The following is a 15852-nucleotide window of genomic DNA, read 5'->3' as shown; positions in this document are numbered from 1 at the left end:
GTGCCCCGGTTAGCATGTCCCAGCCAGTGACGTAATTAGAATGTAAATTTGAGCCTCTTTTATTACCATTTCAAAGAGGCCGCTACCTTAAACCGGGTGGCACTGGTGATTTTAAACTGACTCTGAATAGTCTAAAAAGGACTTAACATCATAGTATAAAAGTAAAGCCTCTGTAGCGGATCAGTAACCAGCTTAATGTAAGTATAAGTAGGCTAGAGCTTCACAAACTCCACCCGGCGGTTGTTAGACTTGGCTTCGGGGGAGTTGTTCTTGTCAAGAGGTTTAGCAGAACCCCAGCCTTTGGCAGCCAGGCGTTTTGCCGGAATGCCCTGCGCTACCAGGTATGCTTTCACGGCCTCAGCGCGCTGTTGGCTCAGGCGCTGGTTGGTATTACTATCTCCGTCAGAATCGGTGTGGCCCTCCACGCTAAAGTTAAGTGCTGTCTGCTCCTTCATCAGTTTGGCAATGCTCTCCAGCGTGCCCACCGACTCCGGACGAATTATGGCCTTGTTCACATCGAACTTGATGCCGTGTGTAACGATTTTACCATCCGCCAGCACCTGGTCATACAGCTTTTTACCGCCTTCTGCCACGAACACGTTCTTTACCATGGTATTCGCATCAATGCGCTTGTCGCACTCTATCCGAAGGCCGGTTGGTTTTCCTTCAACGTTCGGAATGTTAATCAGCCGGTATTGGTCCAGGTATACTTTCATGCTGCGCTTGTTGAACGCAATGGATACATGGCGCCACTGGCCTTTGGTGCCGGCTTTCTCCAGTTCCTCAGAGGTGCTGCCGTAGGTGGTAAAGTGCACAGCATGGGACATTACTTCAACCGGGTCCCAGAAACGACCCTGTACTTGCTCGTTATACTTTCGCTGATCACTGTAAAGGTAGAGATCATAGGCCACGTTTGGGTTGTCGGTATCAAAGTACAGGTCCATCTCCACCGTGAAAGTCTCCGGCAGCCATTCGTCTTTCTTCACCAGCGGCGATATACTCGTGCCACTCTCTACCAGATTAATTACCGGCTCATCACCAAAGCTGGCAACTTCTGCGTTGCCTTTCCGCAGGTCCCACCGCGACGGAAATTCTCCGTTTTCTTCACCCGCCAGGTTGTCTTCAAACAACACTTTGTCGCCCGGTACAAAATCATACTTGCTCCATACTTTCCGGCTGCTGACTTCCGTGCTGCCAGTTTCGGCATCCGGTGCCGCATTAGTATCAGCAACATCTTTTGCTGTTGCCTTGTCCGAAGCACCCTTTTTAGGCTTTTCCAGCGCTTCGTCGATTTTTTTGTCTACCTGTTGATCAACCTTCTGATTGATCTTGTCCTGGAGTTTACGGCCGAGGTTGAACTGCGCCTGAACAGGCAGGGCGAACAGCAGCATAAGGGCTCCTACATAAAATAATGCACTCTTTTTCATAGTTTAAAAGCATTGATATGAACTGCAAATAAAGTATTATATCAATAAAAATTATAATAATAAGTGATTTAGTTGTTCAATAAATCTCTGATAAGGGTAAAAGTGTGGTTTGAGGCAGTAAATAGCTTAACACCAGTGCATTAAGCATGAAACAGGCACAGCCAACCCGCTTGCATACGAATTGGCTGTGCCTGTTTGAAGTATAAGATGAAAAAGGCCTGAGAGGCGACAGTATACTTGAATAAGAGGTGAGGACCAGGTGCTGTCAGAGCTTGATAAACTCCAGCCGATAATTATTCCAGTCGGCTTTGGCGGAACTGCTTTTATCCAGGGGTTTGGTGCTGCCCCAGCCCTTAGCCACAAGCCGTGCAGGAGCAATACCTTGATAGACGAGGTATGCCTTAACGGCTTCTGCCTGTTTCCGGCTCATATCCATGTTCAGGTTCTGATCGCCGTTATTGCCGGTGTGACCTTCAATACTTAGTTTGAGAGCTGGCTGTTCCTGCAGCAGTTGCAGCAACGTATGCAGCGTTCCGGCAGATTCCGGGCGCATGGTTGCTGTGTTATACTCGAACCGGATGCCTGGGGTAACGATCCTGCCATTGGTATGCAGCTGCGCGGGCAGTTGCGGCGCTCCTCCGCTCACCAGCACATTCCGCACCATCGTGTTCGCTTCTCCGCGCTTATCTACCTCAATCCGTAAACCGGCAGGTTTACCTTTTACATTGGTCAGGTGCAGGAGGTGGTATTGGTCGAGGTATGCATCTAACTGGCCTTTGCTGGTTCGGATGGATATGTGGCGCCACTGGTACCTGGTGCCCGCCTGCTGCAGCGCTGCCGACACAGAATCTGCGTCTGAGAATTTAATGCCGGTAGCGGTTACTTCAATGGGATGCGCGTAAGCGCCATGTTGGGCTTCTTTATAGGCAGCTGCATCGCTCAGCAAGTATAGTTTATACTTCGTGTTAGGATCATCTGTCTCAAAGAGCAGGTCCATCTCAATGGCAGCGGTATCCGGAAGCCAGTTCTCTTCCAGCAGCAATGGCCGGATACTGGTGCCCTTTTCCTGGAGGTTAAGTGTGTTGCTGCTCCCGTAGGTGGCGACTTCCAGCTGTCCTTTTAACTGTTCCCAGTGCGCCGGAAACTCACCTTTGTCTTCTCCTGTAAGGTCCTCCTGGAACACAACCTTGTTGCCCGGTATAAAATCATAAGGCGCCCAGACCCGTAGCAGGCCATATTCCATGCCTTTACCAAAAGGCACCGCAGGAGTTTCAGCCGCAGATGCAGTAGCAAGGCTGGCTTTCGATTTGGAAGTTGCAGGTGGCGTGGACGTGTGGCGCGGCTGCTTGGTAGCCTTTTGCTGCGCCAGCACCGGAAAGGTAAACAACAGGGCGAAAATGCTCCAACCGGTCAGTAAAAATTTTCTGTACATAGCAGTGTAGCTTACCTTTATTTTAAAATAAGGTTACTATCTAACAGCAGCAATTCAAAGTAAGTTGTATTACACGAACCGAGTATAGCTTAATGGTTAGTACCTGCCCGAAAGTGATGTTTTTACTTTTAGGCGATGTTAAAGCCCGTTCCTTATTTAAATAAATTTGGGTAAATCTGCTGCAAAAGCTTTTTACAGGCAAACGACTTTTCTGGTAATTCCCTATAAGTATGATTTAGCGGCGCGATAGCTGTATCCTTACCAGCCGGTTTATACTTCAACCTGCGCTAGTATGGCTGCTTTTTCCACAAGTTGGTGGTAGCAGTGAATGGTTAGTGTATTCCTGCCCCGCCTAACACCTCGAGCACCTGCCCTTTTTCAGGTCGCCCGTTCAGCAGGGGCATGGCCTGCGCGATAAGTTGCTGCACTCCTGCCACATGCAAGGAGTTGTCATGGTCTTCTTTGCTGTCCCATACTTCAGTTACCCAAATGGAGTCAGCATCATCGGCATCTTTACTGACAATATAAAGCTGGCACCCCTTGGCCGTAGCCACTAACCTGGAGGCTTCCAGGAGAATTTCGGCCAGTTGCTGGCCCTTTCCGTTGATTGCTTTTAACTTTCCGTGTAAACCGTATTTTTGCATGTATTCTGTTTTAGATTCGTTTTGAGCGCATTGCTTTTACAACTTCCACGGTGTTCCCGGAAGCAAAGCGTTGATAAGCATCGGTTTCAACGCCATACAGGGCTACTTTGCCTTCAGCGTCGTTGTGAATTCCCCATCCGTAGCGCTTGGTTAATGGCGAAGCACGAAAGCAAGGCTGCCCTTTGGAGAAAAACCGTTCTCTTTCCAACGGCCATTCCGCTTCGGGCAGGTCCCTTCGTAGCACATGTACCATAAACTGGATATCGTCTGAAGTATAGCGGTAAGGATGTTGCCGCAACAAGTCGTACTGCAGGTTGGCAACAGATCTTTTGGCATCTCTTACCGGTGGCTCCTGGCCCTTTTCCGCCGGACAGTCTTCTGCTACTACGATAAAGCAATTCTTGAAATTTGTTGTATGTACTTTCATTTTTACCTCCGGTTTATACTTGAGAGGAACAACTTCAGGAAGAAGGCAGGGCATCCATGTTCATCCAGAACACCTCCCATATATGGCCGTCCAGGTCGTTGAATGCTCTGCCATACATAAAACCATGATCCTGCGGCAGGCGTACCTCCGTGCCGCCTGCTGCGATAGCAGCGTCTGCGATGGTGTTTACCTCATCTCTGGTCTCCACCGAGAGCGAAGCCAGCAGTTCGGTTGTCCTGGTCGCATCCGAAATGTCCTTCGGCGTAAACTGTTTGAATTTTTCATGTGTCAGCAGCATCACATAAATTGTGTCTGATACAACGATACAGGCGGCTGTGGAATCACTGAACTGCTCGTTGATCGAAAATCCGAGGGCTGTGAAGAAGCTTTTCGACTGCTCCAGGTCCTGCACAGGCAGGTTTAAAAAGATTTGTTTTACCATAAGAATGTTGTTTCGTTTTCTTGAAGTGCGTTGCTGGCCTGGGCACCTTCCGAGTACAAGATAAGCATGTTTTGAATTTAACAACACCCTTCGTAATACAGCAGGCAGATTTGCTCCGATAGCACTGCCATACTTATACAAAATGGCAAAAAAAAAGCCTGCCACTTTGCAGCGGCAGGCTTCTGTTTATACTTGTAGCAGTGCTTACGCGTCGGCTCTGGACATACGGTTACGCTCGTTCTCGTCGAGGTAAATTTTGCGCATGCGGATGCTCTTCGGCGTTACTTCCAGCAGTTCGTCCTTCTGGATGTATTCCATCGCTTCTTCCAGCGAGAAGTGCTTGGCCGGTGCGATTTTCACGTTGTTATCAGAACCGGAAGCACGCATGTTGGTCAGCTTCTTGCCTTTCTGAATGTTCACCGTGATGTCGTTCTGGCGGCTGTGCTCCCCGATTACCTGGCCCATGTATACTTCCACGCCCGGATCAACAAAGAAGAAACCACGATCCTGCAGCTTATCAATCGAGTAAGCAGTGCCTGCGCCTGTTTCCATCGAGATGATAGAACCGTTGTTACGGCCAGGAATATTGCCTTTATACGGCTCGTAGCGGCTAAAGCGGTGGTTCATGATCGCCTCACCAGCAGTAGCAGTCAGTACGTTATTTCGCAAACCGATCAGGCCGCGTGCCGGAATGTTGAACTCCAGGTGCTGCAGGTCGCCTTTCGGCTCCATGATCGTCAGTTCGCCTTTGCGCTGCGTTACCAGCTCAATTACCTTACCGGCTGTTTCTTCGGGCACGTCTACTACCATGTGCTCGATCGGCTCGCAACGAACGCCATCAATTTCTTTATAGATTACCTGTGGCTGTCCTACCTGCAGTTCATAGCCTTCGCGGCGCATGGTTTCAATCAGTACAGACAAGTGCAGGATACCACGACCGAATACCAGGAAGGTATCCTCACGGTCTGTTTCCTGTACGCGCAGTGCCAGGTTTTTCTCCGTTTCTTTGAACAGGCGGTCGCGCAGGTGGCGCGAAGTCACGAACTTGCCCTCTTTGCCAAAGAAAGGAGAGTTGTTGATCGTGAACAGCATGTTCATGGTTGGCTCATCGATAGAGATACGTGCCAGTGCCTCCGGGTTCTCCGCGTCTGCAATGGTATCGCCAATGTCGAAGCCTTCGATGCCTGTTACGGCGCAAATTTCGCCGGCAGATACTTCCGGAACGCTCTTGCGGCCAAGGCCTTCAAAAATCTGGAGTTCAGCAATTTTGCCTTTCTTGATGGAGCCGTCTGCTTTGCAAAGCGCAATAGGCATGCCTTCTTTCAGGGTACCACGGTGCACACGGCCAATGGCGATACGCCCCACAAAAGAAGAATAGTCCAGCGAGGTGATCTGCATCTGGGGTGTTCCTTCGCGGTATGGAGCCGGCGGGATCACGTCGATGATGGCATCCAGCAGGGGCGTAATGTTATCGGTGGGCTGTGTCCAGTCGGTGCTCATCCAGCCTTGCTTGCTGGAGCCATACAGGGTTACGAAGTCCAGCTGGTCTTCCGTTGCATCCAGGTTAAACATCAGGTCAAATACCTGCTCGTGCACCTCGTCGGGGCGGCAGTTTTCTTTGTCCACTTTGTTTACCACTACAATTGGCTTAAGGCCCAGCTGAATGGCTTTACCCAGTACGAAACGCGTCTGTGGCATGGCGCCTTCAAAGGCATCTACCAGCAGCAGTACGCCATCGGCCATTTTCAGTACGCGCTCCACCTCGCCACCGAAGTCGGCGTGACCAGGCGTGTCGATGATATTGATTTTTACGTCTTTGTAGCGCACCGACACGTTTTTGGAAACGATCGTAATGCCTCGCTCGCGCTCCAGGTCGTTGTTGTCGAGGATGAGGTCGTCAAACTGCTGGTGCTCCGCGAAAAGTTTGGAAGCATGGATGATTTTGTCCACGAGCGTAGTCTTGCCGTGGTCAACGTGTGCGATGATCGCGATATTTCGAATGTTCTGCATTGAATTGGTTTTTCGAGCCGCAAAGGTACAAAAAAGGGTTTATACTTTAAGTATGCGTCTCGAAATAAACATGTTATGTGTATATTAAGTTCTTGGTGGGCTATTTTACAGGTTAAAAGAAGGACAAAATGGTTAGCCTAAGCCTCCGTCTCTGAAGAAATCAGCCAGTATAAAACAAGTCAGGTGAGCCAGTTAAGGTGCTGAGACGTGGTATACTTTAGTGCGGCCGGGCCATACTTCGGCTTGTAGCGTTTTCCGGAAAAAGGGTGTTTTCAACCAGGCTGTTGTACCTTTATGGCAGTAAAAAAAGTATACCGCAGCGGCAGGGTTGCACCCGCCCGGGCTTTTGCCTGTCTTAAAAAAAAATCAGAAGTATGAATTATCGCATAGAGGCGCTGCAACAGGCGCTACGGGAGCACCGGCAACAACTGCTCCGCCACAATGTATACCAGAGCCTGGAAACCCTCGAGGACATCAGGATTTTTATGGAGCACCATGTGTTTGCCGTCTGGGATTTTATGAGCCTGCTAAAAGCCCTGCAGCGCGACCTGACCTGTATTACGTTGCCTTGGGTGCCGACCGGCAACCCGCTCACGCGCCGCCTGGTAAATGAGATCGTGCTGGAAGAGGAGACCGACATAGACCAGCAGGGCAGACCAGTGAGCCATTTTGAACTGTACCTGCGCGCCATGGCTGAGTGTGGAGCCAACCCCGATAAAATACAGCAGCTGCTGCAAAGTATAAGCGAAGGCAAAAGTGTGAACAGTGCCTTAGACCTGGTGCAGGTAGATGCCACGGTAAAGTATTTTGTGCGCAACACTTTCCGCATCATTCACTCCGGCAAACCGCATGCGGTGGCTGCTGCCTTCACGTTTGGGCGCGAAGACCTGGTTCCGGGCATGTTCCGCCACCTCATCACCGACCTGAACAGCCGCTTTTCCGGCAAGCTCGACACGTTTCTGTATTACCTGGACCGCCATGTGCAGCTGGATGAGGAAGTGCACACACCGCTGGCCTTGCAAATGGTGGATGAGCTATGCGGCGATGACGAGGAAAAATGGCAGGAGGCGCTGGAAGTGGCGCAGGCCTGCATCGAGCAGCGTATTGCGCTCTGGAACGGCATCCGCAACCTGCTACCATCCGAGGCATGAGGCTGTATTACATCAGGCCTGCTACAGCACATGGCTGCGGCAGGCGCTATTAACAATCCGGCACTGCCTGCCGTACGTTAAACTGAACTTAACAGATAAAGACGATGGCAGAACTACATTCGCAAGCAGATAATATCGAGAACCTGGCGCAGTGCATCATGGAAGCTTTTAAAGGCATGGAGGTGCAGGAGGGAGCCACGCTGCACTACCAGCAGCTGTACCCATACCTGCAGGAGCGCTATCCCAAGTATAAAGATGTGCAAAAAGAAGCGGAGCACCACCTCGCCAAAGAAGGCTACATCAACCCCGCTCCGGATGGCCTGATGCTGACGCAGGTAGGTTACGACCACGTGTATGGCGGTAAAGGCTGATTCTGCAGCAGTGCAAGATATAGCAAGAAAAAGCAGCGAACTTTCCGGTTCGCTGCTTTTGTTTTGATGCCCTGCACCAGGCGCTCCACCGCTGCAGAATATCTCTTTTTATACTTTTCCGTCGTATACCTAAGTATAGCTTCTGTTTTACGGGAGCATGTAGGATATAAAGTAGAGGATATGAAAAAGTATAAGATACAGGCAGCGGCCCTGGTGTTGCTAGGGTTCACCGGCTGCACGTCGCTGTCGGAGGGGCAGGTAGCGGCACCTGCTGCCGACCTGAACCGCCGCGTAAGCGTTCCGGAAAATGCATCCGGGCTGCGCGAGCACATGGATGAGCAGGCCAGTGAGATCAACCGGAAGCGCAACATAGAGCAGTTTGATGAAAACCTACCGGCCATGACACCTACCAAGCTACGGCCCCAGCGGGTACCTTTTTCCCCTGCCGATACTGTTACGCACGAGGCGCCGCAGCCCCTGAACACCACCGTCCCGCCTGTTGAGTAAGGGCATCGGTAGCTGTACACAAGTAGTCTATACTTGCTTAGGCTTCTGCTTTTCGCTGTCGCCGCCTACATCCAGCGGGTCGTCTTCGTCGTGCAGTTCGTCTGGTTCCAGGTCTACGTATACTTCGTTTTCGGGCGGCGTATTTTCAGATTCATGGTCTACCTCTTCCGGCGCCGGGTCGCTGGTTACTTTATTGGTGCTGTTACGCTCCCCCAGGTCATCGCCATCATCTCTTCTCGTTCTGAAATTCTCCTTGTTTTTCATCTTTTCTTCAGGGTTTATCGTGATCTACCAACGCGTGCAGGGCGTTTGCTGCCAGGGCTATACAAGCCGTCAGTCGTAGGAAAGCAGGTGCTTGCCGCACGTACTTTTGGATGCCCTGCCACAGCGCTTATCCGTTGGTTTACGCAAATACCGGCCCCGGGTAAACTGCCTCACCCGATTTTGCAGCTGGGGCGGCAGTGCAATCCGTGTGGTATTTGTATATTTGCACTTTGAATCTGACACATGACAACAAATCCAAAACGCTATACAGTTACAGCGGCACTGCCCTACGCCAATGGTCCGGTACACATCGGGCACCTGGCCGGGGTATACCTGCCGGCTGATATTTATGTGCGCTACCTGCGCATGCAGGCACGTGACGTGAAGTTTATCTGCGGTTCTGATGAGCATGGGGTACCGATCACCATCCGTGCTAAAAAGGAAGGCATCACACCACAACAGGCGGTAGACAAGTACCACGAGCTGATCAAGCATTCGTTTGAGGAGTTCAACGTGTCGTTTGATGTATACGACCGCACCTCCTCTGCCATTCACCGCGACACGGCCTCTGACTTTTTCCTGAAGCTCTACAACGACGGCAAGTTTATTGAACAGACGACCGAGCAGTACTATGATGAGGGCGCGCACCAGTTTCTGGCCGATCGCTACATTACGGGTACCTGCCCTAAGTGCGGCTTTGAACATGCCTATGGCGACCAGTGTGAGAACTGCGGCACGTCTTTGAATGCCACGGACCTTATTAACCCAAAGAGCACGCTGAGCGGCCTTAAACCAGTGCTCCGCGAAACAAAACACTGGTACCTGCCCCTGAACGAGTATGAGGCCTGGCTGCGCGAGTGGATCGTGGAAGGCCACAAAAACGACTGGAAGCCGAATGTGTACGGCCAGTGCAAAAGCTGGATAGACCAGGGGCTGCAGCCGCGCGCCGTTACCCGCGACCTGGACTGGGGCGTGCCGGTACCCCTGCCGGGTGCCGAAGGCAAGGTGCTGTACGTGTGGTTCGATGCGCCCATCGGCTATATCTCGGCCACCAAAGCCTTAACCGATGATTGGGAGAAGTACTGGAAAGACGAGGAAACTAAGCTGGTGCATTTTATCGGTAAGGACAACATCGTGTTCCACTGCATCATTTTTCCGGCAATGCTGAAGGCGCACGGCGATTTTATACTTCCGGATAATGTGCCGGCCAATGAGTTCCTGAACCTGGAAGGCGACAAGATCTCCACCTCCCGCAACTGGGCCGTGTGGCTGCACGAGTACCTGCAGGATTTTCCCGGCAAGGCCGACGTGCTGCGCTACGTATTGGCTGCCAACATGCCTGAAACCAAAGACAACGACTTTACCTGGAAAGATTACCAGGCCCGCAACAACAACGAGCTGCTAGCTATACTTGGTAACTTTATCAACCGGGCTGTGGTGCTCACCCAGAAATATTACGAAGGCGCTGTGCCTGCCTGTAAAGAGCTGACGGATTATGATAAGGAAGTGCTGGGCGTGCTGGAGAATATGCCGATGGTGATTGCCACGTACATTGAACGCTACCGCTTCCGCGATGCTTTGGGCGAACTGATGAACCTGGCCCGCCTCGGCAACAAGTACCTTGCCGATACCGAGCCCTGGAAACTGATCAAAACGGATGCGGAGCGGGTGAAAACCATCATGAACATTGCGCTGCAGATATCCGGTAGCGTGGCCATGCTGATGGAGCCTTTCCTGCCTGCTTCAGCAGCCAAACTGCGCGACATGCTTCAGATGAAGGCAGGCATGTGGGCCGATGCCGGCGCTGCCAACCTGCTGCCTGCCGGCCATGTGATTGGCAAGCCGGAACTGCTGTTCGAGAAAGTGGAGGACGCGGCCGTAGACGCCCAGGTACAAAAGCTGCTGGATACCAAAATTGCCAACGAAGCAGCCAATGTGGCAAATGCCACCGTAGAACCTGCTAAAGAGGATATCACCTTTGAGGACTTCAGCAAAATGGACATCCGCGTGGGCACGATCATCGAAGCGGAGAAAGTGGCTAAAACCAAAAAGCTACTGAAACTGAAGATCGACACAGGCCTGGACCAGCGCACCGTGGTAAGCGGCATCGCCGAGTTCTTTAACCCGGAAGAGATCATCGGGCAGCAGGTAAGCATCCTGGTAAACCTGGCACCCCGCGATATCAAAGGGATTACGAGCCAGGGTATGATCCTGATGGCCGAAAATGCTGATGGGTCTCTGGCTTTTATGCAGCCGGGCAAGCAGATCAAGAATGGTGGTACGGTATCGTAGCGCCTATGCTATAGACGATCCTCAAAACAAGAAAGCTCACCTGGCACAAACCAGGTGAGCTTTCTTGTTTTGATAGCTATACTCTATACTTATTCCGGCAACTCTTCCAGAAATCCCTCTATATGGCGAACAAGCTCCCTTGAAGAGGTGGCTATGTTGGTGAGGCTTTCGCTTCTGTTGGCTAGCGGTACTTTAGCTATCTCCAGGGCAGTATCTTGTAAGTGAGATCGGGTAGCCTGCAGCAGTTGTTCTGTGCTCCGGGCTGCTTTTCGTGCTGCCAGCCTGATTTCGATCTCATCCATGGCAATAGCGGCAAGCTCTTTTAAAGTCTCTTTCTGAGGCTCAGTGAGGTAGCGCTGCTTTTTATCGATCAGGCATATAGTGCCTAGATTGTAGCCGTCCATCGTCTGCAAGGGGGCTGCGGCATAAAAACGTAATCCAAACTCAGACACGACAAGCGGGTTGGTGAGGCTGCGCGGGTCTTCAATGGCGTTTTCGATCACATACACTTCATCAGAAAGTATGGCTGAGGTACATAAGCCCGGTTCGGTTCCGATCTGCGCCACATCCACTCCAAAGCGCGACTTAAACCAGATCCTGTCTGTATCGACCAATGTGATGATGGCAATAGGGACATTAAAGATCTTTGCTGCCAGCTTCGTAAGCCTGTTAAAGCTCCCATCTTCCGGAGTGTCTAAAATCTCATACCGTCTTAGTGCTTTCAGGCGCTCTTCCTCGTTATACTCCAAAGTCGTGTTCTTCATATTAAAATAATAAAGCTGCTTACTTAAATCTGGCGCAACTGCGGTTGTGTCTTAAAGCTACAACAGTACTTACGTATTGTTAGAGATAATCGAACAAATAACAAGCAGTGGCTGCCCCTATACCGGAGCTTTGGTTAATGCGGCATTGTGCCGGCAACAGAGTGCTAAAGCTTACTGTAATATGTATTGCAACAGCATCGGTACCCTTAACACTTGCCAAGGCAAAAAGGTGCGGGTGCTAGAATTTTACCTTAGCCGGCGGTCAGTTTTATGGCGGTAGCCACAACATCCTGCTGTTGCAGAGGCCGTTCCCGCTCCATCTGCTGAATGATCAGGTACAGGCCGGCTGCAACCAGCACCGACAGCACACCCATGACCCACCATAGCGTAGTAAAACCATAGGCGGCTACAATGGTCGTTCCCAGGAAAGGAGACACCACATGCGCCGCAGCATAAGAGATCGTATACAGGCCCATGTAGGCGCCGCGGTTGCTGGTACTGGAGCGCTCTACGGTAATGGTGGCCATAAAAGGCATCGCGCAGATCTCAGCTATACTTAGCAGCAGCATCGAAATATATAAGGTGCTGATGTGGGGCAACAGGTTGAGCAGCACGAAAGACGTGCCAAGCGTCAGGAGGCCGGCCGCTACAAGTATGGCTTTATTTACTTTGTCGCCTAGCAAGTATACCGTAATCATCTCCAGCAGGAAAACAACGAGGCCGTTTAAGCCCATCAGGGCGCCAATGCGGCTCTCGGGCAGTGCGTATACCTGCCGGTAATATAAAGGCAAGGTAGCAAACAGCTGAAAAAAGATGATGGCAAAACAGCTGCACAAGACCACGAACAGCACAAAGGTGCGGTCGCGGTAAGGGGAGCGGAGTGCCGGGGCAGGTGCTTCTGTCTGCTGCTTTTGCCGCACCGGTTTATGGCCCTGTCGGTTGCGGAAGTATAAAAAGAAGAAGATGCCCGCTGCAATACATGTAGTGCCATCGGTAATAAAGAGCCAGTGGTAGGAGAGGGCCGCCAGCAGACCACCAATGGCTGGCCCTACCGAAAAGCCCAGGTTAATGGCCATGCGGTTGAGTGAGAATGCACGCGTCACATTCTCAGGCCGGGCATAGTAGGCGATGGAAGCTGCGTTTGCCGGCCGCAGCATATCATTCACAAGGCTAAGTATAAAAACACCCGCAGCCAGGTAGCCAAACTGATGCAGGCGAAGCAACAGAAAGTATAAACAGCCGCCCAATGTCAGGCTCACGAACTGCACCCTGAAATGGCCGATCCGGTCGGTGAGCCAGCCACCCAGGAATGCGCCGCAAACCGCGCCCATGCCATAGATGCTGAGAATGATGCCTGCTTCCCGCAAAGTATAGCCTAGCATACTGGTTACATAGATGCTCAGGAAAGGTGTCACCATGGAGCCGCTGCGGTTGATGAGCATCACCACTGACATCATCCAGGCATCTTTGGAGAGGCCACCGAACGCATTGCGGTAAAGGAGGAAGAACCGTTTCATAGGTACAGGTAATATAAAGACGCCAATTACACGCCTTTTAAGCAGGACAGTCGGGATGGCAACAGCAGGAGATGCCAATTTTGCGTCTCCACAGGGAGTCTACTTGGTATTAAACTGGTTCATGGTTCGCTCCAGACCAATGGTGCCAAACGCCAGGGCAGCATCGGCTGCTTTCTCGATCAGCGTTTGTAATTCCGCTTGCTCGTCGGGACTGAACTTGCTCAGTACATAATCTACCTGCTTACCTTTATGGAAAGCATCGCCCACACCAAAGCGCAGCCGGGGGTAATTGTTATGCCCGAGCGTCTCTTCTATATTTTTAAGGCCATTGTGACCGCCGGCGCTGCCTTTTGCGCGGATGCGGATTTTGCCGAAAGGCAGTGCAATGTCGTCTGTGATCACAAGCAGCTGCTCGGCAGGCAGTTTCAGGCTGTTGAGGTAGTGGCCCACCGCTTTGCCGCTCAGGTTCATGTAGGTGGTAGGCTTTACCAGCACATAGGTGCGGCCTTTGCTTTTGATCTCCGTTACAAAAGCATGCCGGCTCACCTCAAAGGTAGCCGCGCCATACTTCTGTGCCAGGTAGTCCAGCACCATAAAGCCGATGTTGTGGCGCGTGTCTGCATACTCAGGCCCGATGTTGCCGAGTCCTACAATCAAGTATTTCATATGTGTTGCTTCAATAATGGCGGGAGCAAGGCCCAGCCATCGTTTTATAGTTTGGAGCATTAATTTAGTAACAGATCAAAAAAAATCCTGTCCTGCGCAGTGGCAGGACAGGATTTTGATAAGTAAGCGCTGCTTAAACTTATTTCTTGCCGCCGCGGGCTTCTTCCACCTGTGCGCTCTTCAGGGCACGTGGAATTGTAACTGTTGCTACCGGAGCCAGAGTGTTGGTCAGGATCTCATAGTCACCAGTCTTGATCTTACCTACTTTAATAGACTTACCCAATTCCAGGTCAGAGATATCCACCTCCACATAATCCGGAAGGTTGGCCGGAAGGGCTTTCACTTTCAGCTTACGCAGTTTGGTAACCAATTTACCACCAGCTAAAACGCCAGGCGAAACGCCTACCATTTTCACAGGTATATCCATTTTCACTTCTTTGTCTTCGTGCAGGAGCAGGAAGTCTACGTGCAGCAACATTTCGTTTACAGGGTGAAACTGTGCATCCTGTAGAACGGTTCTGTAGTGCGTGCCTTCAATGTTGAGGTCTACCTCGTATACTTCCGGCGAATAAACTAAGTCTCTGAACAGGATAGCAGGTGCGTAGAAGTGAACTTGCTCTTCGCCACCGTACATTACACCTGGTACAAAAGACTCATTGCGCAGGTCTTTTGCCTGCTGCTTACCGAGATTTGCTCTTTTAAACCCTATAATCTCTAATGTTTGCATAAAATTTGTTTAGTAAGTATAATATTAGGCCGCAAAGGTACGGTTTTTTTTAATTGTTTGATTGTTTAATGGTTAAATTGTTAGGCTTCGATGGTTGTTTTGCTAAACGGTTAAAGTGCTATTCACAGAATAAACCATTAAACCATGCAGCCATGCAACAATTAATTAGATAAACAGCGAACTGATCGACTCGTGCGTTACCACATTATTGATGGCCCGGGCAAAAAGATTGGCGAATGAAAGCACCTTGATCTTGGCGCATTCCTGCTTGAGCGGAATTGTATCAGATACAACTAATTCTTCGAGCACGGAGTTCTCGATGCGCTCATAAGCTGGCCCTGAGAGTACAGGGTGAGTAGCAATGGCCCGCACCGATTTCGCGCCCTTCGCTTTCAGCAGTTCGGCTGCCTTGGTAATGGTGCCAGCTGTATCTACCATGTCATCCACCAATACCACGTCCATACCTTCTACGTCACCAATCACCTGCATCGAAGCGATCTCGTTAGCACGTTTTCGGTGCTTGTCGCAAACTACCATTTCAGCGCCAAAGTTCTTGGCGAAAGCACGTGTCCGTACAACGCCGCCTACGTCTGGTGAAGCAAAGATCAGGTCGCTGCCCAGGTCCAGGCTGCGCAGGTAAGGCACAAAAATAGCGGAGCCATCCAGGTGGTCTACCGGGATATCGAAAAAGCCCTGAATCTGGCCGGCATGCAGGTCGCAGGTCATCAGGCGGTCTGTACCTACCGACTGGATGGCGTTGGCCACCACTTTAGCACCGATTGATACCCGGGGCTTGTCTTTCCTGTCCTGGCGGGCATAGCCATAGTAAGGCATTACCACAATTACTTTATGCGCGGAGGCGCGCTTGGCAGCGTCTACCAGCAGCATCAGCTCCATCAGGTTATCAGCAGGTGGGAAGGTAGACAAGATGATGAAAACTTCGGCGCCACGAACAGACTCGTTATAGTGAACGCCAATTTCTCCGTCGCTGAAGCGTGAGATGGTAAGGTCGCCTAACTTGGTGCCGTAAGCGGCTGCAATCTTTTCGGATAAGTATTGCGATGCGGAACCAGAAAATATTTTTACCTGAGGCATAAGGTTGCTAAAAGCTAACGTTTTGGGTTTGGATTTAGGTTACTATGCCCGCAAAGCTACCAAAATTTCAGATACCCGCCACCACACATTTCTGATTTTTAATTAGTTACAAGGAG

At 51.0% G+C, this 15852-nt stretch carries 16 protein-coding genes; 4 read left to right on the top strand and 12 right to left on the bottom strand.

Features of this window, described 5'->3' with window-relative positions:
• Window positions 1–212: 212 nt before the first annotated feature.
• From ABDW72_RS09510 to typA, 6 genes are all read right to left on the bottom strand, one after another.
• Window positions 213–1427, bottom strand: coding sequence for an OmpA family protein (locus ABDW72_RS09510; protein ID WP_347158310.1), 1215 nt, complete (start codon window positions 1425–1427; stop codon window positions 213–215).
• 265 nt (window positions 1428–1692) lie between these two features.
• Window positions 1693–2859 (bottom strand): OmpA family protein, encoded by a 1167-nt coding sequence (locus ABDW72_RS09505; protein WP_347158309.1) that lies wholly within the window; start codon window positions 2857–2859, stop codon window positions 1693–1695.
• A 332-nt stretch (window positions 2860–3191) separates the two neighbouring features.
• Window positions 3192–3503 carry a putative quinol monooxygenase gene (locus ABDW72_RS09500; protein ID WP_347158308.1) on the bottom strand — a complete coding sequence of 104 codons (312 nt, stop codon included), beginning with the start codon at window positions 3501–3503 and terminating at the stop codon, window positions 3192–3194.
• 10 nt (window positions 3504–3513) lie between these two features.
• Window positions 3514–3930 (bottom strand): DUF6157 family protein, encoded by a 417-nt coding sequence (locus ABDW72_RS09495; protein ID WP_347158307.1) that lies wholly within the window; start codon window positions 3928–3930, stop codon window positions 3514–3516.
• A gap of 34 nt (window positions 3931–3964) precedes the next feature.
• Window positions 3965–4372: a VOC family protein gene (locus ABDW72_RS09490; RefSeq protein ID WP_347158306.1), complete on the bottom strand. Its 408-nt coding sequence runs from the start codon at window positions 4370–4372 to the stop codon at window positions 3965–3967.
• Between the two features lie 204 nt (window positions 4373–4576).
• Entirely contained in the window at window positions 4577–6382 is a 1806-nt protein-coding gene (gene typA / locus ABDW72_RS09485; RefSeq protein WP_347158305.1) for a translational GTPase TypA, read from the bottom strand.
• Window positions 6383–6756: 374 nt separating this feature from the next.
• Between typA and ABDW72_RS09480 the strand changes: the two genes are divergently transcribed.
• From ABDW72_RS09480 to ABDW72_RS09470, 3 genes are all read left to right on the top strand, one after another.
• Window positions 6757–7533, top strand: coding sequence for a DUF3050 domain-containing protein (locus ABDW72_RS09480; RefSeq protein ID WP_347158304.1), 777 nt, complete (start codon window positions 6757–6759; stop codon window positions 7531–7533).
• Window positions 7534–7637: 104 nt separating this feature from the next.
• Complete coding sequence (locus ABDW72_RS09475; RefSeq protein ID WP_347158303.1) at window positions 7638–7904, top strand: hypothetical protein; 267 nt, start codon at window positions 7638–7640, stop codon at window positions 7902–7904.
• A 180-nt stretch (window positions 7905–8084) separates the two neighbouring features.
• The gene (locus ABDW72_RS09470) at window positions 8085–8411 is read left to right on the top strand and encodes a hypothetical protein (RefSeq protein ID WP_347158302.1); all 327 of its coding nucleotides are present in this window, start codon (window positions 8085–8087) and stop codon (window positions 8409–8411) included.
• Between the two features lie 27 nt (window positions 8412–8438).
• Here ABDW72_RS09470 and ABDW72_RS09465 read toward each other — a convergent pair whose 3' ends face one another.
• Window positions 8439–8675, bottom strand: a complete 237-nt coding sequence (locus ABDW72_RS09465) for a hypothetical protein (protein WP_347158301.1) — start codon at window positions 8673–8675, stop codon at window positions 8439–8441.
• Window positions 8676–8918: 243 nt separating this feature from the next.
• Here ABDW72_RS09465 and metG point away from each other — a divergent pair, with 243 nt between their 5' ends.
• Window positions 8919–10967 (top strand): methionine--tRNA ligase, encoded by a 2049-nt coding sequence (gene metG, locus ABDW72_RS09460; protein WP_347158300.1) that lies wholly within the window; start codon window positions 8919–8921, stop codon window positions 10965–10967.
• Between the two features lie 89 nt (window positions 10968–11056).
• On the opposite strand, the gene ABDW72_RS09455 is transcribed toward metG, so the two are convergent.
• The 5 genes from ABDW72_RS09455 to ABDW72_RS09435 all read right to left on the bottom strand — a co-directional run bounded on the left by ABDW72_RS09455 (window position 11057) and on the right by ABDW72_RS09435 (window position 15736).
• On the bottom strand, window positions 11057–11731 hold the full coding sequence (locus ABDW72_RS09455) for a GAF domain-containing protein (protein WP_347158299.1): 675 nt from the start codon (window positions 11729–11731) through the stop codon (window positions 11057–11059).
• A 251-nt stretch (window positions 11732–11982) separates the two neighbouring features.
• Window positions 11983–13248: an MDR family MFS transporter gene (locus tag ABDW72_RS09450; protein WP_347158298.1), complete on the bottom strand. Its 1266-nt coding sequence runs from the start codon at window positions 13246–13248 to the stop codon at window positions 11983–11985.
• A 99-nt stretch (window positions 13249–13347) separates the two neighbouring features.
• Window positions 13348–13914, bottom strand: a complete 567-nt coding sequence (gene pth, locus ABDW72_RS09445) for an aminoacyl-tRNA hydrolase (RefSeq protein WP_347158297.1) — start codon at window positions 13912–13914, stop codon at window positions 13348–13350.
• Between the two features lie 139 nt (window positions 13915–14053).
• On the bottom strand, window positions 14054–14641 hold the full coding sequence (locus tag ABDW72_RS09440; RefSeq protein ID WP_347158296.1) for a 50S ribosomal protein L25/general stress protein Ctc: 588 nt from the start codon (window positions 14639–14641) through the stop codon (window positions 14054–14056).
• Between the two features lie 165 nt (window positions 14642–14806).
• Entirely contained in the window at window positions 14807–15736 is a 930-nt protein-coding gene (locus ABDW72_RS09435; RefSeq protein ID WP_347158295.1) for a ribose-phosphate pyrophosphokinase, read from the bottom strand.
• Window positions 15737–15852 lie beyond the last annotated feature (116 nt).

It is taken from the genome of Pontibacter chitinilyticus, from assembly GCF_039748935.1.
GTDB classification, from domain to species: domain Bacteria; phylum Bacteroidota; class Bacteroidia; order Cytophagales; family Hymenobacteraceae; genus Pontibacter; species Pontibacter chitinilyticus.
This window is presented reverse-complemented; position numbering and strand designations above follow the sequence as displayed.